This window comes from Croceicoccus sp. YJ47, assembly GCF_016745095.1.
Taxonomy (GTDB): Bacteria; Pseudomonadota; Alphaproteobacteria; order Sphingomonadales; family Sphingomonadaceae; genus Croceicoccus.
In genome coordinates this window covers 577,661-597,815 of sequence record NZ_CP067087.1, presented here as the reverse complement: position 1 = coordinate 597,815, position 20,155 = coordinate 577,661, and the positions used below count along the sequence as shown (strand labels likewise).

22 protein-coding genes and 1 pseudogene are annotated in these 20,155 nt (G+C 66.0%); 10 read left to right on the top strand and 13 right to left on the bottom strand.

The window, feature by feature from the left end:
- Positions 1 to 54 precede the first annotated feature (54 nt).
- The 6 genes and pseudogenes from JD971_RS02850 to nadC all read left to right on the top strand — a co-directional run bounded on the left by JD971_RS02850 (position 55) and on the right by nadC (position 6,252).
- Positions 55 to 1,446: pseudogene (locus JD971_RS02850) on the top strand (M48 family metalloprotease).
- An 11-nt stretch (positions 1,447 to 1,457) separates the two neighbouring features.
- Positions 1,458 to 2,252, top strand: coding sequence for a DsbA family protein (locus tag JD971_RS02845; protein ID WP_202085781.1), 795 nt, complete (start codon positions 1,458 to 1,460; stop codon positions 2,250 to 2,252).
- 105 nt (positions 2,253 to 2,357) lie between these two features.
- Entirely contained in the window at positions 2,358 to 3,281 is a 924-nt protein-coding gene (locus JD971_RS02840; RefSeq protein ID WP_202085775.1) for a hypothetical protein, read from the top strand.
- A gap of 77 nt (positions 3,282 to 3,358) precedes the next feature.
- Positions 3,359 to 4,540 carry a sensor histidine kinase gene (locus JD971_RS02835; protein WP_202085773.1) on the top strand — a complete coding sequence of 394 codons (1,182 nt, stop codon included), beginning with the start codon at positions 3,359 to 3,361 and terminating at the stop codon, positions 4,538 to 4,540.
- Positions 4,541 to 4,594: 54 nt separating this feature from the next.
- Entirely contained in the window at positions 4,595 to 5,401 is an 807-nt protein-coding gene (locus JD971_RS02830) for a LytTR family DNA-binding domain-containing protein (RefSeq protein WP_202085771.1), read from the top strand.
- Positions 5,401 to 6,252, top strand: a complete 852-nt coding sequence (gene nadC, locus JD971_RS02825) for a carboxylating nicotinate-nucleotide diphosphorylase (protein WP_202085769.1) — start codon at positions 5,401 to 5,403, stop codon at positions 6,250 to 6,252. Before JD971_RS02830 ends, nadC begins: the two co-directional genes overlap by 1 nt.
- Positions 6,253 to 6,256: 4 nt before the next feature.
- On the opposite strand, the gene JD971_RS02820 is transcribed toward nadC, so the two are convergent.
- Positions 6,257 to 6,742 carry a nucleoside deaminase gene (locus JD971_RS02820; RefSeq protein WP_202085767.1) on the bottom strand — a complete coding sequence of 162 codons (486 nt, stop codon included), beginning with the start codon at positions 6,740 to 6,742 and terminating at the stop codon, positions 6,257 to 6,259.
- Between the two features lie 151 nt (positions 6,743 to 6,893).
- On the opposite strand from JD971_RS02820, the gene rpmB reads away from it, so the two are divergent.
- Positions 6,894 to 7,181, top strand: a complete 288-nt coding sequence (gene rpmB, locus JD971_RS02815) for a 50S ribosomal protein L28 (protein WP_202085765.1) — start codon at positions 6,894 to 6,896, stop codon at positions 7,179 to 7,181.
- Between the two features lie 14 nt (positions 7,182 to 7,195).
- Here rpmB and JD971_RS02810 read toward each other — a convergent pair whose 3' ends face one another.
- The 4 genes from JD971_RS02810 to xseA are packed head-to-tail and all read right to left on the bottom strand — an operon-like array spanning position 7,196 to position 10,975.
- Positions 7,196 to 8,218: an esterase-like activity of phytase family protein gene (locus JD971_RS02810; RefSeq protein WP_202085763.1), complete on the bottom strand. Its 1,023-nt coding sequence runs from the start codon at positions 8,216 to 8,218 to the stop codon at positions 7,196 to 7,198.
- Between the two features lie 4 nt (positions 8,219 to 8,222).
- Complete coding sequence (locus JD971_RS02805) at positions 8,223 to 9,170, bottom strand: M23 family metallopeptidase (RefSeq protein ID WP_236672237.1); 948 nt, start codon at positions 9,168 to 9,170, stop codon at positions 8,223 to 8,225.
- Entirely contained in the window at positions 9,170 to 9,370 is a 201-nt protein-coding gene (locus tag JD971_RS02800; RefSeq protein ID WP_202085761.1) for a DUF2093 domain-containing protein, read from the bottom strand. Before JD971_RS02800 ends, JD971_RS02805 begins: the two co-directional genes overlap by 1 nt.
- A 27-nt stretch (positions 9,371 to 9,397) precedes the next feature.
- Positions 9,398 to 10,975: an exodeoxyribonuclease VII large subunit gene (xseA, locus tag JD971_RS02795; protein ID WP_371809704.1), complete on the bottom strand. Its 1,578-nt coding sequence runs from the start codon at positions 10,973 to 10,975 to the stop codon at positions 9,398 to 9,400.
- On the opposite strand from xseA, the gene purD reads away from it, so the two are divergent.
- Positions 10,975 to 12,264 (top strand): phosphoribosylamine--glycine ligase, encoded by a 1,290-nt coding sequence (purD, locus tag JD971_RS02790; protein WP_202085759.1) that lies wholly within the window; start codon positions 10,975 to 10,977, stop codon positions 12,262 to 12,264. The two genes, xseA and purD, sit on opposite strands and share 1 nt — an antisense overlap.
- 22 nt (positions 12,265 to 12,286) lie before the next feature.
- Here the strand turns inward: purD and JD971_RS02785 are convergent, their stop codons facing one another.
- Positions 12,287 to 13,282 (bottom strand): adenosine kinase, encoded by a 996-nt coding sequence (locus tag JD971_RS02785; RefSeq protein WP_202085758.1) that lies wholly within the window; start codon positions 13,280 to 13,282, stop codon positions 12,287 to 12,289.
- A gap of 118 nt (positions 13,283 to 13,400) precedes the next feature.
- Between JD971_RS02785 and JD971_RS02780 the strand changes: the two genes are divergently transcribed.
- On the top strand, positions 13,401 to 14,078 hold the full coding sequence (locus JD971_RS02780) for an EI24 domain-containing protein (protein ID WP_236672236.1): 678 nt from the start codon (positions 13,401 to 13,403) through the stop codon (positions 14,076 to 14,078).
- Between the two features lie 17 nt (positions 14,079 to 14,095).
- Complete coding sequence (locus JD971_RS02775; RefSeq protein WP_202085756.1) at positions 14,096 to 14,518, top strand: hypothetical protein; 423 nt, start codon at positions 14,096 to 14,098, stop codon at positions 14,516 to 14,518.
- 7 nt (positions 14,519 to 14,525) lie between these two features.
- On the opposite strand, the gene JD971_RS02770 is transcribed toward JD971_RS02775, so the two are convergent.
- From JD971_RS02770 to sufB, 7 genes are read right to left on the bottom strand one after another with little or no spacing between them, the layout of a single operon-like run.
- Positions 14,526 to 14,894, bottom strand: a complete 369-nt coding sequence (locus tag JD971_RS02770; protein WP_202085754.1) for an iron-sulfur cluster assembly accessory protein — start codon at positions 14,892 to 14,894, stop codon at positions 14,526 to 14,528.
- A complete protein-coding gene (locus JD971_RS02765) occupies positions 14,894 to 15,403 on the bottom strand; it encodes an SUF system Fe-S cluster assembly protein (RefSeq protein ID WP_202085753.1) in 510 nt (169 codons plus the stop codon). The genes JD971_RS02770 and JD971_RS02765 overlap by 1 nt, the downstream gene beginning before the upstream one ends.
- The gene (locus JD971_RS02760) at positions 15,403 to 16,617 is read right to left on the bottom strand and encodes a cysteine desulfurase (RefSeq protein WP_202085752.1); all 1,215 of its coding nucleotides are present in this window, start codon (positions 16,615 to 16,617) and stop codon (positions 15,403 to 15,405) included. Before JD971_RS02760 ends, JD971_RS02765 begins: the two co-directional genes overlap by 1 nt.
- The gene (locus JD971_RS02755; RefSeq protein WP_202085751.1) at positions 16,614 to 17,381 is read right to left on the bottom strand and encodes a SufD family Fe-S cluster assembly protein; all 768 of its coding nucleotides are present in this window, start codon (positions 17,379 to 17,381) and stop codon (positions 16,614 to 16,616) included. Before JD971_RS02755 ends, JD971_RS02760 begins: the two co-directional genes overlap by 4 nt.
- Positions 17,381 to 18,142 carry a Fe-S cluster assembly ATPase SufC gene (gene sufC, locus JD971_RS02750; protein ID WP_371809703.1) on the bottom strand — a complete coding sequence of 254 codons (762 nt, stop codon included), beginning with the start codon at positions 18,140 to 18,142 and terminating at the stop codon, positions 17,381 to 17,383. The genes JD971_RS02755 and sufC overlap by 1 nt, the downstream gene beginning before the upstream one ends.
- Positions 18,139 to 18,687, bottom strand: a complete 549-nt coding sequence (locus tag JD971_RS02745; protein WP_202085749.1) for an endonuclease domain-containing protein — start codon at positions 18,685 to 18,687, stop codon at positions 18,139 to 18,141. Before JD971_RS02745 ends, sufC begins: the two co-directional genes overlap by 4 nt.
- The gene (sufB, locus tag JD971_RS02740; RefSeq protein WP_371809733.1) at positions 18,684 to 20,144 is read right to left on the bottom strand and encodes a Fe-S cluster assembly protein SufB; all 1,461 of its coding nucleotides are present in this window, start codon (positions 20,142 to 20,144) and stop codon (positions 18,684 to 18,686) included. Before sufB ends, JD971_RS02745 begins: the two co-directional genes overlap by 4 nt.
- Positions 20,145 to 20,155: the final 11 nt, after the last annotated feature.

Sequence of the window (20,155 nt, the reverse complement as noted above, 5' to 3'; positions counted from 1 at the left end):
CCTATCCTGCGGCTTCATTGCCCGTTCACACCGGCGGGCACACCACCGGCCTTCATGCGAGCCCGACCGATCATGCCCGTTTCCGCCCTGCGGTCCCTTCTTGCGCGAACGCTCTGCATCCTTGCGGTGGTGCTGCTGTCGGTGCGTCCGGCGGCGGCGCAGTCGATCCTGCGCGATGCGGAGACGGAGGCGCTGCTCGACGAGATGGCCGCGCCGTTGATCCGCGCGGCGGGGCTGGAGCCGGGGAACGTCGATCTCGTGCTCATCAACGACGGGTCGGTCAATGCCTTCGTCGCGGGCGGGCAGGCGGTCTATATCCATTCGGGCCTTATTGCGGAGGCGGACAACGCGCTCGAGGTGCAGGGCGTGATCGCGCACGAGCTTGGCCACATCACCGGCGGCCACGTCATCGGTTTCGGCGACGGGGCGAAGGCGGCGGGCAATATCTCGATCCTGTCGCTGATCCTCGGCGTGGCGGCGGCTGCGGCCGGCGGCGGCGAGGCGGCGATGGGCGTCATCGCCGCAGGACAGCAGGCCGCGATGGGCAAGTTCCTCGCCTTTACCCGCGGGCAGGAATAGGCCGCCGATCTTGCCGGCGCGAAATATCTGGCCGGTGCGGAGCTGTCCGGGCGCGGGAGCCTCGATTTCTTCCGCAAGTTGCAGAACCTGGAACATCGCTCCGGCTATTATGCCGATTCCAGCGACACGTTCTATCGCACGCACCCGCTCTCGCGCGATCGTATCGAAACGCTGCGCACGGTCTATGAACGGGACGATGCGTGGGACAATCCCGCCGATCCCGACATCGAGCGCCGGTTTCAGCGGATGAAGGCGAAGCTTTACGGCTATCTCGCCCCGCCGGAACAGGTGCTCATCGCCTATCCCGAATATGTGGACACGGTGCCCGCCCGCTATGCCCGCGCGTATAGCCGGCACCGGCAGGCCCTGTTCGACAAGTCCGTGGCGGAAGCCGATGCGTTGCTGTCAGATGCGCCGGACGATCCCTATTTCCTCGAACTGAAGGGGCAAATATTGCTGGAGGCGGGGCAGGCGGAGGCCGCGCTCGATCCGCTGCGCCGGGCGGTGTCGCTTACCGGGAATCAGCCTTTGATCGCCACGCTGTTCGGTCATGCGCTGCTCGCCACCGAGGATGCCGCGCATCACGCGGAGGCGGAGCGCGTCCTGCGCGCGGCGGTCGCGGTCGACAGGCTGAATCCGCAGGCGTGGTATCAGCTGGGACGGATCTATGCCGAACGCGGCGATCTACCGCGCGCGCGGCTTGCCAGCGCGGAAACCAAGATGATGACCGGCGATCCCATGTCCGCGCTGCAGAATGCGCAGGCCGCCGAAGCCGCATTGCCGACCGGCACGCCGGACTGGCTCCGCGCACAGGATATTGCGTTGCAGGCGCGCGATGCGATTGAACGAAAGCGCAAACGCGACTAGCCTTGCAATCCATGAAGGCCGCAGATCGATCCCGCTCCCACCGCATTGCCCGGCGTCTCGTCGCGGCGTTCGCGGTCATCCTCGTCATCGCGTTCGGTGCCGCCGTCCTCTACAGGACCGGCCCCGCCGAGGCGCAGTCCGACAGCGCCAGCGACATCGCCGCCGACGAATTCGACGAGGGTGAGCGCGCCGCGATCGAGGCGCTGGTCCGCAATTATATCCTCGAACATCCCGAAATCCTGCCCGAGGCGATCGAACGCCTCCGCATGAAGCAGGCGGGCGAGGAAATCTCCCGCATCGGCGATACGCTGACCGAGCCGTTCCCCGGCGCGGTGCTCGGCAATCCGGACGGGAGCCGCACGCTTGTCGCCTTTACCGATTATGCCTGTGGTTATTGCCGGCAATCGGTGGCGGACGTGAAGGCGCTCATCGCGAAGGACGACGACCTGCGGGTCGTGGTGCGCGAATTGCCGATCCTTTCGCAGGCGAGCGAGGATGCCGCGCGCATGGCGCTCGCCGCCGCGAAGCAGGGCCGCTATGCCGCGTTCCACGACGCGATGTACGAAGGCGGTAGGCCGGATGCGCAGAGCATCGCCGCCGCCGCGGCGCGCGCCGGGCTGAACATGGCAAAGGCCCGTGCCGATGCCGATGGCGCCGACATCGCGCGGGAGGTGGAAACCAATCGCCAGATCGCCGCCCAATTGCAGGTCGACGGAACACCGGCCTGGGTCGCGGGGGACTCGCTTTTGCGCGGGGCAGTGGGGGCAGACGCGCTGCGCGAGGCGCTTAACCATATTGAAAGATAAAGCATCCAACATGGCGGGGTGATGCGATTTTACTCGGCTTTTTCTTTGTTCTTCGCGGTCGCTATTGCCGGTGCGGCATTGGCGCTTCCATCCGCCGCACACGGCTTGGGCAACCAGGAAGATAACGCCTATCGCGGCTTGCTCGATCTCGATGCGAAGCTGCTGACCGTGGGGTGGCGACTGGCACGGGGAAACGCCCCGTTCTGTCACCAACGCCGCCCGTCTGTGGGCATGCAGATGGTCGATGCGCAAAGCTTCGGTAACGCCAGGGCGGCACGCGCGTCGCTCGGCCTTTCCGGTGATTTCGGCATTGGCGGGCTGGCGTCTGGCGGTCCGGGCGACCGGGCGGGCGCCGCCAGAATTCGTGAAGTCGTTGCGATCGGGGCACGGCCCGTGTCCGATATCGCGGAAAGCCAGCCCGGCGACTTTCGCCGGATGCGCGACCTGCACGATCATGTCGACACGCTGTTGTCGCGGCGTGGCATCGTCCGCATTGCCGGCCTCGATCCCCAGGGCACGCTGCGCCGGGTAACAATCGCGGCGGAGCCGGTTTGCGCTTACCGGTTCGAGATTCTCACCAATAGCGGCACCGCGCGAAGCGATGGTCGCCGCGTGCTGATCGGGGATGCGCTGGCGAACAAACATGGCGATAAGGATTATTTCCCCGCGATCGTCGCGCATGAATTCGCGCATGTGATCCTGCGCCATCCGCAAGAACTCAAGGGCAGACGAACCAACGGCCGCGTGCGCCATAGCGAGCGTGAGGCTGATCGGCTGACGATATGGCTGCTTGCCAATGCGGGTTACGACGTGCAGATCGGCCCGGAACTGATGCGGGAATATCTGCGGTTGCGGGATGTCGGAATATTCGATCCGACGCATGACGCATGGGACGAACGCATCGATGTCATGGAAGAGGAAATTGCCATCATCGACCGCATCCGTGATGAAAACAACGATGGCCGCATGTGGTTCGACTGGTCGTCACGCTTCCCAATGAGCCGGGACGAGGCGAAACCGCGACGATGAGCGTGCGACAGGCTCCCGCGCCTGTGTCGCGAGGGGCCTCGGCGCGCTATGGCGGGGTTATGAACCGGCATAGCCCCATGACCATGCTGCCCTTTGCCCAGGCGCCGTTCTTTCAGGACAAGAATCAGGCGTTCTGGCGGCTGCAGGCGGCGGGCTGGGGCGGGGCGATGCTGCTGCGCGGGGTGACGAGCCTCGCCAATGAACGCCCGCTCTCCTTCCTCGTCATCGTGGTCATCGGGTCGATCACCGGCTTTTCGCTGAGCCTCATTCTCTCGGTCATCTATCGCGTGCTGATGGGGCGGCGTGCCATCGTGACATGGGGCGCGACGGGGATCGTGCTGGCCTTCGCGGTCGGCCTCTATGCCTTCATCGACAGCTGGGTCATATCGCTCTACCGGCCCGCCGGGGAAACGCCGTTCGCACAATTGTTCCTCGGCGTGTTCTATCTCGACATGACGCTGCTGGGTGCGTGGTCGGCGCTGTATTATGCGATCAATTTCTATCTTCAGGTCGAGGAGCAGAACGACCGTCTGCTCCGCCTCGAAAATCAGGCGACGAGCGCGCAGCTTGCCATGCTGCGTTATCAGCTCAATCCCCATTTCCTGTTCAACACGCTCAATTCGATCTCGACGCTGGTGCTTCTGAAACAGACGGAGCCCGCCAATGCGATGCTCTCGCGGCTGTCGAGCTTTCTGCGCTATACGCTCGTCAACCCGCCGACCGGGCGCGTGACCGTCGCGCAGGAGATCGAGACATTGAAGCTGTATCTCGACATCGAGCGCATGCGGTTCGAGGAGCGGCTGCGCACCCGGTTCGACATCGCGGGCGACGTGCGCGACGCGCTGATGCCCTCGCTGCTGCTTCAGCCGCTGGTCGAAAATGCGATCAAATATGCCGTTTCGCCGCAGGAAACCGGCGCGGAAATTACCGTGTCGGCCGAACGCATGGGCGCGATGCTGCGGATTACCGTCGCCGATACGGGGCCCGGCCTGCCGCAGGACGTGGACCCGGAGGATGTCATCGGCGTCGCCCATGGCAACGAGGCGCAATCGACCGGCGTCGGCCTCGCCAATATCCGGCAGCGTCTGGTTCAGGCCTATGGCGAGGAGCAGCGTTTCGAAATCCGTTCCCGCCCGCAGGATGGCTTTGCCGTGGTGATCGACGTTCCCTATGATCCGGCGGGGCCGGCGATCCGTCCCGCACCCCCCAACGCGCGTCCGGCAGCCGCCCCGACGGCGTCGGAACGCAACGATGCGTGAAACCACATCGCCATGCGCCCGTTTGTTGGGCACATGTCTTTATCAGGAAATCCGATGACAATTCGCACGATCCTCGTCGATGACGAAAAACTGGCCATCCAGGGCCTGCAACTCCGCCTGCAGCAGCATCCCGATATCGAGGTGATCGAAACCTGCGCCAACGGGCGCGAGGCGATCCGCGCGATCAAGACGGAAAAGCCCGACCTCGTCTTCCTCGACATTCAGATGCCCGGTTTCGACGGGTTTTCGGTGGTGAAGGGCGTGATGGAGATCGAGCCGCCGCTGTTCATCTTCGTCACCGCGTTTTCCGAACATGCCGTCCGCGCGTTCGAGGCCAATGCCGTCGATTACCTGATGAAGCCGGTGGACGAGGACCGGCTCGCCGACGCGATCGAGCGGGCCCGCACGCGCATTTCGGAAAAGCGCGGGCTGGAAGAGGTCGAGAAGCTGAAGAACGTTCTCGCCGAGGTGGCGCCCGACGCGGTCGACCCGAACGAGGAGGACGACGCCGGCACCGCATCGTCCGGGGGCCGATTCGAAAAAATGCTCAACGTGAAGGATCGCGGCCAGATTTTCCGCGTCGATGTCGGCACCATCGAACATATCGAGGCCGCGGGCGATTACATGTGCATCTATACCGGCGACAATTCGTTGATCCTGCGCGAAACGATGAAGGATCTGGAGCGCCGGCTCGACCCCCGCGATTTTCAGCGCGTGCACCGCTCCACCATCGTCAACCTGAACCAGGTGCGGCAGGTGAAGCCGCACACCAATGGCGAATGTTTCCTCGTGCTGGGTTCGGGCGCGGAGGTGAAGGTGTCGCGCAGCTATCGCGATGTCGTGGCAAGGTTCGTGCACTGATGAAGATTCCGCATTTCGACCTCGACGCCTTCGTCCGCGACACGCTGGCCGAGGATATGGGCGAGGGAGTGCCCGGCGGCGGCCATGACGTGACGAGCGAGAGCGTCATTCCCGCAGACGCGCGCTTTGACGGCGTCATGGACAGCCGCGATCCGGTGACGGTGGCGGGGCTTCCCATCGCGGCTGCGTTCTTTCGCGCATTGGACCCGTCGTGCGAGATCGCGATGCTGGTGGCCGATGGCGATGCGGTTGCGCCCGGAACCGACCTGATGCGCGTGTCGGGCAATGCGCGCGCATTGCTGACTGCGGAGCGCAGCGCGTTGAACACGGTGCAGCATCTTTCGGGGATTGCCACGATGACCGCGCGCTATGTCGCCGCGATGGAGGGGCACGCGACGCTGCTCGACACGCGAAAGACCATTCCGGGCCTGCGCCATCTCGAAAAATACGCGACCCGTATGGGCGGCGCGCAGAACCATCGCATGGGTCTTTGGGATGCGGCGATGATCAAGGATAATCACGTGGCGGTCGCAGGCGGTGTCGGCCCGGCGGTCGCGCGCGCCAAGGCGGCGGGCGTGGTCAGCATCATCTGCGAAGTGGACAGCATCGACCAGATCGAACCGGCGATCGGCGCGGGGGCGACGCATCTGCTGCTCGACAATATGGGGCCGGACCTGCTGCGCGAGGCGGTAAGAATAATCGCCGGGCGCGTGCCCGCGGAGGCATCGGGGGGCGTCACGCTCGACACCATTGGCGCAATCGCCGCGAGCGGGGTCGATTACGTGTCGGTCGGACGATTGACGCAAAGCGCGCCGGCTGCCGACATCGGGCTGGATTTCAAACCGGCGTAGGACGCTATTTCCGCCGTTCGGCAAAGAACGCGCGGAGCAGGGCGGCGGCCTCCGCCTCTCCGATCCCGGCGTAGATTTCGGGGCGGTGGAGCCATTCCGCCCGGTCGAACAGGCGCGGGCCATGCTCCACCGCGCCGCCCTTTTCATCGGCGGCGCCGTAGTAGAGCCGCGCGATCCGCGCGTGGGTGATGGCCCCGGCACACATCGCGCATGGCTCCAGCGTGACGTAGAGATCGCAATCCATCAGCCGCGATGTGCCGAGCATGTGCGCCGCACGGCGAATCGCGAGCATTTCCGCATGGGCCGTCGGGTCGTGGTGGCCGCGCGGTTCGTTATGCGCGACCGCTACGATCGCGCCGTGCCGGACCACGACGGCACCGACCGGAACCTCGCCGGCATCGGCGGCGATGCGCGCCTGTTCCAGGGCGGCGGCCATCGGTGCAGGCAGGGGCCAGCGCACGCGGTCGGGCAGAGGGGGCGGCACGTTCATCGGCGCAAGGCTTGCCCGAGTCGCGGCGGCAGGGCAATAAACGCGGTATCGGTGCGACGCGGCGTGGTTTGCTTGACGATTCGGCAGGCTCTCGCTATGCGCCGCGCTTTCCCGACGAATTATACCGTCCTTTATCAAGCGAGTTAAAACCATGTCGCGCATCTGCGAACTGACCGGCAAGGGCCGACTGATCGGCAACAATGTGAGCCACGCCAACAACAAGACCAAGCGCGTGTTCCTTCCCAATCTTCAGCGTGTCACGCTGATGAGCGAGAAGCTGGACAAGAGCTTCAAGTTCCGTGTCTCGACGAACGGCCTGCGTTCGGTCGAGCACAATGGCGGGCTGGACAACTGGCTGCTGAAGACCTCGGACACCAAGCTCAGCCCCCGCGCGCTCAAGGTGAAGCGCGAGCTGACCAAGGCGAACGCCGCGGCCTGAACCGCCGCGGGCGCCTAGGGCGCCGGCCAGTCGAGGCGAAGCAGATATTGATGCTGGATTATGCTGGCGAGATTGTCGTCGGATACCAGCCATATGTGCACGCCCCCGTCGCGCGCCGGCTCTATGGCCAGACCTTCGTAATTATCCGCCAATGGCCCGCTGTCGATGCGGGCCATTTCGCGTGCCTGCCATAACCCGCCCCAGCGAATCTGCGCCGGGTCGGCGATGGCGATGCTGGTCGAAAATCCGGTCAGCACGCTGAACTTCCGCCCGAGGATCAGCACGCGCCCGTCGGGCAATTGTGCGCCATCGACCGGGCGAAACCCGTTCGGCATGGCGAGGTGAAAGATGCGCCCCTGTGCCCCGCTCGCCTGTTCGGCAGGGGGCTGTTTTGCCGGGCGCCGAACACCATCGCCGACCGGGTCTCCATCGAAAAGTACGCCGACATGACTGTGTGAGCGACCGGGGCTGACGGCCTCGCCGATCACGATGAAGCGACCGTCGCGCAGGCGCACGATGGTTTCCGGCCCGGTGTTGCGCGGCCACGATGCCATCGCCGCGGGTTGCACGGCCACACCCGCCTCCGCGCCCGCCGCGAATCGCGCGATCGCGTTGAGATGTTCGAAAGTGATCCAGAATGCCCCGGTATCCCGGTCGACCGCCACGCCTTCGAGATCGTTGAGGGCGTGCGGCCCGAAAGAGGGGACGCGCGCCGAACTGATCGTGACGCCGCCCGCGTCGCCCGGTTTCGGAAAACTCACGCGCCAGCCGCGGTCCGACACGGCGAGAAAACGCCCGTCGGGCAGGATGGCGAGCCCCGAAAGGCCGTGAAAATCGGGTCGCGATCCGTCGAGCCGCCATGCCCCGCCGGGCGTGAAGGGACCGATCTGCATGCCCGCGCCTGCGACCGGGACGGCGGTAATCGCAAGCGGCCCGGCATCGACCGGCCGCGTTTCATGCGCTCCAAGCATTGCAAGAGCACACAGGGCCAGCACCGCCGCGCCGCCGATCCGCCCGAGCCGCGCGGCGGCGCTCACCCCGTCAATTGCCCGTCATCGGCCCGGTGAAGAGGATCGGGTCGAGCCGCGCATCCTTCCACTTCATGCTCCAGTGCAGGTGCGGCCCGGTGGCGCGCCCGCTCGATCCGATGGTGCCGAGCTGCTGACCCTGGCGGACGATGTCGCCCTCCTTCACGTCAAGCCGCTGGGCATGGAGAAATGCGCTGTTGAGGCCATGGCCGTGGTCGATGATGAGCAGCTGCCCTTCGAGGCTGAAGCCCTCCGGCGCGGCGAGAACCACCGTGCCGTCGGCTGGCGCCACGAAAGGCACGCCCGCGCCCGGCGCGATGTCGATGCCGGAATGATAGCTGCCCGGTTCGCCGCGATAGATGCGCTGCGATCCGAAAACGCCCGAAATACGCCCCTTCGTAGGCCAGATGAAATCCTGTCGCCAGCCCGTGCTGCCGGTGTCGCGGGCGCGGGCGGTGCCGATGCGTTCGAGTTCCGGACGACGAATGCGCATGAACGCCTCGCTCGGTCCGCCAGTGCTGCGCGCGATATTGACGCGCTCGATCCGCCAGTCGCGCGGCGAAATGGCGATGGCCTCGCTCGCACTCGATCCGTCGCTGCGTTTGGCAACGAGCGTGGCGACCGTGCCGGCCTCGCGGTCGAACGCGGCGAGAAAGCTGCCGTCCTCGCCCATGGGGACACCTACGCCATTAAGCTCCAGCGTGTCGGTCCCCACCGGCGCGGTGCCGCGAATCCAGCCGCCCTGCGTCATTTCACCGTCATAGGCGAAGCGGGCGGGGGGCAGATCCTGCCGTTCGGGAAAGGTCACGTCGATGGGGCGCGGGAGCGGCACCGGGGTCGCGGACGCCTCGGGCATGCGGGCGGCGGCGTCGCCCGGTTCCGATTCGGGAACGACGGCGCATGCGGCGATCATGCCGGCCATGGCGGCGGCACCCGCGGCGCGCGAAAGGATGCGCGCCATCACGACGGGTAAAGCGCTTCGGTCGCGATTTGCGCGCTGGCGTAGGGTTCCTGCTTCTCCACATCCCAGTAGCGCAGCATGTCGAGCGGGATCGGCACCCCGCTCACCGCGCAGAGTACGTGATCCCCCGCGGTAAGCTGGCGAAAGGAATTGGGGCCGTATTCCAGGCGGGCGGGCTTTGCATCGGAGCTTGAAAACATGTGCGATGATCTAGCGGGCCGGGCCTGTCAAAACAATGACTGCTGTTCCGGTTCGTCGCGCTTTTCCGGCGTCTTGCGGGGCGGGCGGCGACGCGGCGCGGGTGTTTCGCGCTTTGGCGGCGCCTGGGTCACTGGCGCCACGTCGAGCGTTCCGTCCCCGAAGCGGAGGGTCAGCGCAGGCTTGCCCGCCGCGTCGTCACGCCGGCTGATGGCCTGCCCGTCGGCGAGCACCATGGCATAGCCGCGCGACAATGGGGCGAGCGGGTCGAGCTGCGTCAGCACGCTGCGCAGCGCGGCCATCCGTTCGCGTTCCTGCGTCAGACCGCGCGTGACGATCCGGGGGATGGCGGGCACCCGGTCCAGGGCGCGCCGTTCGTGGCGCACCGTGGCGGACAGGGCGCGCGTCATCTGCCCGCGAAGGTCGGACAGCACCGCCCCCTGCCGCGCGATCCGTTCGTTCAGCATGGTCGGGCGCAACCGCCCGCGCAATTCGGCCAGCGTGCTGCCCGCCCGGTCAGCCCGCATGGCAAGACCGCGCCGCAGCCTCTCGCCCAGATCGTCGAGCTTTTGCCCGCGTTCGGCCATCATCGCGGCGGGATCGGGCAGGCGTTCGCCCCACGCCGCCAGCCTTTCGCGGGCGAGCGCGACGGGCCGGGCCACGCCGCGCCGCTTGCGCAATCCATATTCGTCGAGTGCCATGCGCAATTCGCTGCGCACGGGTACGGCCAGTTCGGCCGCGGCGGTCGGGGTCGGCGCGCGCAGATCGGCGGCGAAATCGGCGAGCGTCGTATCGGTTTCGTGGCCGACCGCGCTGATCACCGGGATCGAGCATTCGGCGATAGCGCGCACGACGATTTCTTCGTTGAAGCCCCACAGATCCTCGATCGACCCGCCCCCGCGTGCGACGATGACCACGTCGGGGCGCGGCACCGGTCCGCCCTGTGGGAGCGCGGAAAAACCGCGCACGGCGGCGGCGACCTGTTCGGCGCTGCCCTTGCCCTGCACGATGACGGGCCACACGACGACGCGGCTTGGAAACCGGTCGGACAGGCGGTGCAAAATGTCGCGGATGACCGCCCCGGTCGGCGAGGTCACGACCCCGATCACATCGGGCAGGAACGGTAGCGCACGTTTGCGCGACGCGGCGAAAAGCCCCTCCGCCTCCAGCTTCGCCTTCACCCGTTCGAGCAGGGCGAGCAGCGCCCCTTCGCCCGCGATCTCCATCGAATCGACGACGATCTGATATTTCGAACGTCCGGGATAGGTGGTGAGCTTGCCGGTGGCGACGACCTCGATGCCGTCTTCGGGCATGAAGCCCAGCCGCCCGGTATTGCCGCGCCACATCACGGCGTCGATGACCGCCTTGTCATCTTTCAACGCGCAGTAAAGATGCCCCGATGCCGCGCGCTTCACCCCCGACAATTCCCCGCGCAGCCGCACATGGCCAAAGCGATCCTCCACCGTGCGTTTCAACAGGCTGGATATTTCGCTCACCGTGACCGGCGCATCATTGTCGCCGGGGGAAACGCGCGCTAACAGCGCGTCACTTTCATCGCCCCCGGACAGGCTGGGCGTTTCACGCGAATTGACAGGGCGACGGGCCAATGAACATCCTTCTGATCGGTGCGGGCGGGCGCGAACATGCGCTGGCGTGGCGGCTTTCGCAATCCCGGCTGCTGACCGGCGGCGGCGTGCTATTTGCCGCACCGGGCAATCCGGGCATTGCGGATCATGCGCGCTGTATCACGCTCGAGGTGGGCGATCACGATGCGGTTGCCGCTTTTTGCGAGGATAACCGTATCGGTCTGGTCGTCGTCGGGCCGGAGGCTCCGCTTGTCGACGGGCTGGGCGACAGCCTGCGCGCGCGCGGGACGGCGGTGTTCGGCCCCAACGCCGCGGCGGCGCAGCTCGAAGGGTCGAAGGGTTTTACCAAGGATCTGTGCGCGCGCGCCGGCATCCCGACCGCCGGTTACGCGCGCTGTGATGACAGGGACGCGGCCCATGCGGCGCTGTCGCGCTTTGCCATTCCGGTGGTGATCAAGGCGGATGGGCTGGCGGCGGGCAAGGGCGTCATCATCGCGGAAACCAGCGAAGACGCGAAAGCCGCCATCGATGACATATTCGGCGGCCGGTTCGGCGCGGCGGGTGCCTCGGTCGTGATCGAGGAATTCATGACCGGCGAAGAGGCGAGCTTTTTCGCGCTGACCGACGGGAGCACCATCGTGCCCTTCGGCTCGGCGCAGGACCACAAGCGTGTGGGCGAGGGCGACACCGGCCCCAACACCGGCGGCATGGGCGCATACAGCCCCGCGCCCGTCCTTTCCGCCATGATGGAGGGCGAGGTGCTGGAACGCATCATCGCGCCGACGGTGCGCACCATGGCGGAGGAGGGGACCCCGTATTGCGGCGTGCTCTATGCCGGGCTGATGCTGACCAGCGAGGGGCCGAAGCTGATCGAATATAATTGCCGGTTCGGCGATCCCGAATGTCAGGTGCTGATGATGCGGCTGGAGGACGATCTGGGCGAGGTGTTGCTGGCCGCTGCGGAATACCGGCTGGGGAGCATTGCGCCACCGCGCTTCTCGCCCGAAACTGCGCTGACCGTGGTGATGGCGGCCAATGGCTATCCCGGCACGCCCGAGAAAGGCGGGGCGATTACCGGGCTGGACGCGGCGGAAACCGATGGTGCGCGCGTGTTCCATGCCGGCACCGCGATGCAGGATGGCGCGCTCGTCGCCCAAGGCGGGCGCGTGCTGAACGTGACGGCGAGCGGCGACAGCGTCGGTGAGGCGCAGGACCGTGCCTATCGCGCCGTCGATGCGATCGGCTTCGATACCGGGTTCTGCCGCCGCGACATCGGATGGCGCGAGGTCGCGCGCGAGCGGGACGCATGACGCCCCGCCCGCGCCGCACCGCCTAGCCCAGACCCTGCGCCACCAGCGATTTCAGGTCCGCTTCGGGCCGCGCGCCATAGTGGGAGATGATCTCCGCCGCCGCGACGGCCCCCATGGTGAGGCACTCGGCAAGCGGGCGCCCCTTCACATGGTAGGCGAGGAACCCGGCGGCGAAGCTGTCGCCGGCGCCCGTGGTATCGACGATCTTCTGCACCGGCTCGGCCTCGACCTCGGCGCGCTCGTCCCCTGTGACCGCGACGGCGCCGTTCTCGCCGCGGGTCACGACCAGCACCGGCAATTTCGGCGCGAGCGCCGCGATGGCCGCCTCGCAGCTTTCGGTCCCGGTGAGCGCCATCGCCTCGCCTTCGTTCGCGAACAGGATGTCGATCTCGCCGCCGTCGATCAGCGCGCGAAAATCATCGCCGTGCCGGTCGAGCAAAAACGCATCGGACAGGGTAAAGGCGATCTTGCGACCCGCATCGCGTGCCGCCTGCATGGCATCGCGCATGGCGGCGCGCGGCGTGTCCGGATCCCACAGATACCCTTCGAGATAAAGCACCGCCGCATCGGCGATCCGCGCGCCATCGACGACCCTGGCCGTCAGCTCCTGCGACGCGCCGAGGAAGGTGTTCATCGTGCGCTGCCCATCGGGGGTGACATGGACGAGGCAGCGCGCGGTCGGCACATCGCCTGTATGCGCGGCGGTGTCGAAATGGATGCCGGCGGCGCGGATGTCATGCGCGAACACCTGGCCGAGCTGATCGTCCGCGACCTGCCCGATGAACGCGCATTTCGCGCCCAGCGCCGCCAGCCCGGCGCAGGTGTTGGCCGCCGAACCGCCGGACACTTCGCGCCCCGGACCCATCGCGCCGTAGAGCGTTTCGGCCCGCGCCGTATCGACGAGCGCCATCGCGCCCTTGTCCAGGCCGTGTTCGGCGAGGAAGCCATCCTCACACGGGGCGATCACGTCGACGATGGCATTGCCGATGGCGAGAACGTCGAATTGGGGTGCGGTCATCAGGTCACTCGTCTTGCTGCATATTGCGGATGATCTTGCCGGTTAGGGAAGCGCGGCGTTGACAGCAAGCGTGTCGCGCCCCCTATCGTGCACCATGTCCATCGCCCGATCCGCACCCGTGTCGATTCCCACCGCCTTCGCGCTGGCCTTTGCGCAGATCGCGCAGCGGCGCGTGTTGGGTCTTCTGCTCAAAAGCATTGCGCTCGCGCTGATGTTGAGCGTGGCGGTGGCGGCGGGATTTTCGGCGGCGCTGCTGTGGAGCATCTCGGCGATCTTCGGCGCGGAATGGGCGACGGGCGGTGCGGGCACGGCGCTTGGCGTGGTAACGAGTGTGCTCGGCGTGTGGCTTGCATGGCGGATCGTGGCGATGGCGGTGCTGCAATTCTATGCTGACGACGTGGTCGCCGCGGTGGAGGCGCGCCATTATCCCGCGCTCCGTCCGCGCGACGTGCCCTTGCGCGAACAGGTGCGGCAGGCCGGGCGCGGGGCGATGCGCGCGCTGATCGCCAATCTGATCGCGCTACCCTTCGCGCTGGCCCTGCTGTTTACAGGGGTGGGGACGGCCATCGTGTTCGCGGTGGTCAATGCATGGCTGCTGGGGCGGGAATTGCGCGACATGGTCAGGCTGCGCCATGCAGCCGATCTCCGTGATGCCCCGCTTGGGCCGCTTAGCCGTTTCCTGCTCGGGCTTGTGGTGGTAGGGCTGCTGGCCGTGCCATTGCTGAACTTGCTGGCGCCATTTCTGGGTGCGGCGGCGGCCACGCATATGGTGCACCGTGCCGCCGCGCGACCTTGATGCTGGATGACATTTGAATGCTGAAACAATCCGTTGCCGCTGCCGTGCTCGCATCCCTGCTGGCCGGGTGCGCCGTGCCCGCGTCGCAGGCACCCGTCGGGCGCCGCGATGGCGTGCCGTCCTCGACACCCCTGCCGCAACGTCCCGATGTGCCGACATCGACCGCATTTCGCGCGCCGCGGGTGATGAACCTGCCTGGGCTCGAAGGGGTGATCGGCGCCGATGCCGGGCGGCTGGTGCAGCAATTCGGCACGCCGCGGCTCGACGTATGGGAAGATGACGCGCGCAAGCTGCAATTTACAGGCAGCGCCTGCACGCTCGACATCTATCTCTATCCCGCGACCCCGCGGGCGCAGGAACGCGCGACCTATGTCGATGCCAGGCGCAGCGACGGGCGCGAGGTGGACCGGGCCGCCTGCGTGCGCGCGCTGCGCCGGTAATTCGGGCTCAGACGGTAAAGCTTTCCCCGCACCCGCACGCGCCGGTGGCATTCGGATTGTCGAAGGTGAAGCCCGCCTGGAAATCGTCTTCCTTCCAGTCCATCACGCTCCCCACGAGGTAGAGCACGCTCGCCCCGTCGATCCAGAACGTCCCGCCCGGCGTTTCGATGCGTTCGTCCATCGCCGCTTCCTCGCTCACGTAATCGACCGAGTAGGCCAGCCCCGAACATCCGCGCCGCGGCGTCGACAGCTTGACCCCGATGGCATCGTCCGGCGCGCGCGCCATGAGGTCGGCGATGCGCTGCTCCGCCGCGGGGGTCAGCGTGACCGCGGCGGGCCGTTCGCGTGCCGGGGCGCGTGTCTTCGTATCGGTCATCACAGCATCCCCAGTTCGAGTTTCGCTTCATCGCTCATCTTGCCCGGATCCCATGGCGGGTCCCAGACGAGATTGACCTCCGCATCGCCGACGCCGGGCACGGCACCGACGCGCAGTTCGACCTCGCCCGGCATGGATTCGGCGACCGGGCAATGCGGCGTCGTCAATGTCATCTGCACCGTGGCATGGCCGCCCTCTGTCACCTCCACGCCGTAGATCAGGCCGAGATCGTAGATGTTCACCGGGATTTCCGGATCGTAGATTTCCTTGAGCGCGGCGATGATCGCCTCGTACAATTCGCCGCCGGGTTCGCCGTCGCTCTGCGCCTGCGGTTTTTCCTTCAGGAAACCTTCGAGGTAATCCTTTTTCCGGCCCAGCTTCTGCGCATCGGTTTCGGGCGCGTCATCGGCCACGTCCTGCACCCGGGCGCGGGGCGGGGGGGCCACATCGCCCACGGTTTCGTTGGGCGGGGGCGCGATGATGCGGTCGTTGTTGTCGGTGTCGTTCATCAGCCGAAAATCCTCTGCGTGCGTTCGATGCCGCGGATCAGCGCGGCGATGTCGGCCTCGTCGCTATACAGGCCGAAGCTGGCGCGGGCCGTCGCGGCCACGCCCAGATGATCCATCAAGGGCTGCGCACAATGGTGCCCGGCCCGGATCGCGACATTCTCTTCATCCAATATGGTGCCCAGATCGTGCGGGTGAATACCCTCGATCTCGAAACTGACGATGCCGGCGCTGTCCTCCGGCCCGAAAAGGCGGACGGAATTGATGCGGCTCAGCTCGGCGCGGGCCTTCGCCACCATCATGTCCTCGTGCCGGGCGATCACGTCGCGGCCAATATTCTCGACATAATCGATCGCGGCGGTCAGGGCGATGGCCTCGGTAATGGCGGGTGTGCCTGCCTCGAAGCGCTGCGGCGCGTCGGCCCAGGTGGTTTTTGCAAAGCTCACCCGGTCGATCATCGCGCCGCCGCCCTGCCACGGCGGCATGGCGGCGAGGATGTCGCCCCGCGCCCACAACGCGCCGATCCCGGTGGGACCGTAGAGCTTGTGCCCCGAAAACACGTAGAAATCGCAATCCAGCGCGGCGACATCCACCGCCATGCGCGGCGCCGACTGACACCCGTCGAGCAGCAGCTTTGCCCCGACGCCATGCGCCAGATCGGCGGCGCGTCTTGCGTCCAGCTTCGAGCCGAGCACGTTCGACACATGGGCGAAGGCGACAAGCTTGTGCCGTTCGCTCACCATCTCCGCCGCGGCGTCGAGGTCGATGGCGCCATCGTCGGTGAGCGGACACACGTCGATTTCCACGCCCACCCGTTCGCGCAGCATCTGCCACGGCACGATATTCGAATGATGTTCGAGCGTGGAGAGCATAATGCGGTCCCCCGCCTTCAGATTGGCGAGGCCCCATGTCTGCGCGACGAGATTGATCGCCTCGGTCGCGCCGCGGGTAAAGACGACCTCGTCCTCGTGCCCGCCGATGAATTCGGCGACCCGCCGCCGCGCGGTTTCATAGCCCAGCGTCATGTTCGCGCTGCGCCCGTACACGCCGCGATGGACGGTGGCGTAATCGCGGCCCAGGGCATTTGTCATCGCGTCGATCACCGCCTGCGGCTTCTGCGACGTGGCGGCGGTGTCGAGATAATGCCAGGCATCGCCCGTTTCGGTGACGAGACCGGGAAAATCACCCTTGCGGCTCATGGTCGCGGTATCGGTCATAATTTGCGGTCCAGCACGGCGAGCGCCTTTTCCAGCAGTTCCTCCTGCCGCGCCTCGTCCTCCAGCGCGAGAAACGCATCGGCGACGAACGCGCGGATCTGCAACTTGCGCGCCAGTTCGGGCGGAAGTCCGCGCGCCGCCATGTAGAACGCCGCGGTTTGATCCAGCGCGCCGATCGCGGCGCCATGTGCGCATTTCACGTCGTCGGCATAGATTTCGAGCTGCGGCTTCGCATTGGCGGACGCCCCTTTTTCAAGGAGGATCGCCTTGAAATCCTGCGCCGCGTCGGTTTTCTGCGCTTCCTTCACCACGTCGATCCGGTCGAGGAAATTGCCGACGGCCTTGCCCCAATGCACGGCGCGCACGACCTGGTTGCTGGTCGCGTCGGGCTCGTCATGGGCGATGCGGGTGACGAATTCGCGCGTGGCATCGCCGCCGCCGATGGTGACGCCGCCAAATTCGAAATGCGCACCCTTCGCGCAGCGCACGACGACCTCCATCCGCGAATAGGGCGCGCCCGTGTTCACGGCAAAGATCGCCGCCGTCGCCCCTTCGCCGATATTGACGCGCAGGCGGGTAAGGTCCGCCCCGTCCGCCGCGTCGAGCACGAAAGTCTCGCACATGCTTTCGCCCACCGGCACATCGATATCGCGCCAGTTTTCGAATGTGTCCTTGCTCATCCCCTTGAGCGTGTCGAGCGCGCCATAGCGCCATTCCTCGTCACGCCGGGTCGGCAAATGATCCATGACGATGTCATCTGTCATTACGCGGCCACCGCTTCGTAGCCTTCGCTCTCGAGCTGGCTCGCCAGTTCCGGCCCGCCCGTTTTCACGATCGCACCCTTGGCGAGCACGTGAACGTAATCGGGCTTCACGTAATCGAGCAGGCGCTGATAATGGGTGATGAGCAGCACGCCCTTGCCGCTTTCGCGCATGATCGCGTTGATCCCGTCGCCCACCACGCGCAGCGCATCGATGTCGAGGCCGGAATCGGTTTCGTCCAGCACGGCGAATTTCGGGTCGAGAATGCCCATCTGCACCATTTCGGCGCGCTTCTTCTCGCCGCCGGAAAAACCGACGTTCACCGCCCGCTTCATCATCTCCATGTCCATTTTGAGGAGGCCGGCCTTCTCCTTCGCCAGCTTCAGGAATTCGCCGCCCGACAACGGATCCTGCCCACGCGCCTTGCGCTGCGCATTGGCGGCCTCGCGCAGGAATTGCACGTTGGAGACGCCGGGAATCTCGACCGGATATTGAAAGCCAAGGAAAAGCCCCGCCGCCGCACGCTCATGCGGTTCGAGTTCGAGCAGGTCCTGACCATCGAACGTCACCGAGCCGCCGGTCACCTCATAACCCGGACGCCCGCCAAGGACGTAGGAAAGCGTCGATTTGCCCGCGCCATTGGGGCCCATGATGGCGTGGATCTCGCCCGCGCCGATTTCGAGGCTCAGGCCCTTGAGGATTTCGGTTCCGCCGACTTCGGCGCGAAGGTTTTCGATTTTCAGCATGGTTTTCGTCTTTCTCAACGTCGGTCGGTCGCGCCGGTGCGGTACGGGCCGCGGTCATTGGGGCGCGTGCGGTGATCGGGGCGGGAGCGCGCAATCGTGGAGCGCGGCTTGGTACGCCGTGCGCGCCAGCGTTCCTTCATTGCGGCGAGGATTTCGGCCAGCACCGCGTCGATATCCTCGGCAATGGCCTCCTCGGAAAAGCGCATGAGGTGAATGCCCACCTCGGCCAGCGACTTGTCGCGGCGGTGCGCGATGGCGGATGCGCCATCGGCCTCGCTCTCCACCTGAATCGCGAGGCCGAGCGGCTGACACGCGAAATCGACGATGGCGGAGCCGATGACGACCTGCCGGCGAAAGCGATATTTGCCGAGGTCCGCCTTCACGAAGCGGTCCCATAGCGCGGTCTGCGCCTCGGTCGGGTGGCGGCGCAATTCGCGCGCCCGGTCGTGCAGCGTGTCGAGCCGCGTCTCCGAAATGGCCCAGCCGCGCCCCTTGCGGTTGAGCGTGGGCGCCGCGTCGTCATCGCCGCGCTCGCGGATCTGAAGGGTCTTGCGCTCCGTCACCCGACGCTCCCTTCGAGGCTGATGGCGAGCAGTTTCTGGGCCTCGACCGCGAATTCCATTGGCAATTGCTTCATCACTTCCTTGGCAAAGCCGTTGACGATCAGGGCCACGGCTTCCTCGGTTTCGAGGCCGCGCTGCTGCGCGTAGAACAGCTGATCGTCGGAAATCTTGCTCGTGGTGGCCTCGTGCTCGACCTGCGCGCCGGGGTTCTTCACCTCGATATAGGGGACGGTGTGCGCCCCGCATTCATTGCCCAGCAGCAGCGAATCGCACTGCGTGAAATTGCGCACGTTGTCGGCATTCGGCCCCACGCGGACGAGGCCGCGATAGGTGTTGTTCGACTTCCCCGCGCTGATCCCCTTTGAGATGATGGTGGATCGGCTGTTCTTGCCATTGTGGATCATCTTGGTGCCGGTGTCGGCCTGTTGATGATTGTTGGTCACCGCGACGGAGTAGAATTCGCCGACGCTGTTTTCGCCGTTCAGCACGCAGGACGGATATTTCCACGTCACCGCGCTCCCGGTTTCGACCTGCGTCCACGACACCTTCGAATTGCGGCCCTGGCACAAGGCGCGCTTCGTCACGAAATTATAGATGCCGCCCTTGCCGTCGGCATCGCCGGGGTACCAGTTCTGCACCGTGGAATATTTGATCTCCGCATCGTCCATCGCGATCAGCTCGACGACGGCGGCGTGCAGCTGATTCTCGTCGCGCATCGGCGCGGTGCACCCCTCGAGGTAACTCACATAGCTGCCTTCGTCGGCGACGATCAGCGTGCGTTCGAACTGTCCCGTATTCTCGGCATTGATGCGGAAATAGGTCGACAGCTCCATCGGGCACCGCACGCCCTTGGGGATGTAGACGAAGGTGCCGTCGGAAAAGACCGCGCAATTGAGCGTCGCGAAATAATTGTCGTGCATCGGCACAACCTTGCCGAGGTGCTTCTTCACCAGATCGGGAAATTCGCGCACGGCTTCGGAGATGGAGCGGAAGATCACGCCCGCCTCCTCCAGCTCCTTGCGGAAGGTGGTGGCGACCGAAACCGAATCGAACACAGCGTCGACGGCGACCTTGCGCGCGCCTTCGACCCCGGCGAGCACTTCCTGCTCCGCAATCGGGATGCCGAGCTTTTCATAGACGCGCAGGATTTCGGGATCGACCTCGTCGAGCGATCCGATCTTTTCCTTCGCCTTGGGCTCGGCGTAGTAATACGCGTCCTGGTAATCGATGGGATCGACCTCCAGCTTGGCCCAGTCCGGCGGCGTCATGGTCAGCCAGTGGCGATACGCCTTCAGCCGCCATTCCAGCATCCATTCCGGCTCCTTCTTCTTGGCCGAGATGAAGCGGACGGTGTCCTCCGACAGGCCCTTGGGCGCGAATTCCTGCTCGATATCCGAGTGGAACCCATGCTCGTAGGTTTCGAGCGACTTGGCCGCAGCCTTTGCGGCCTGGTCCATGTCGGCCCGGC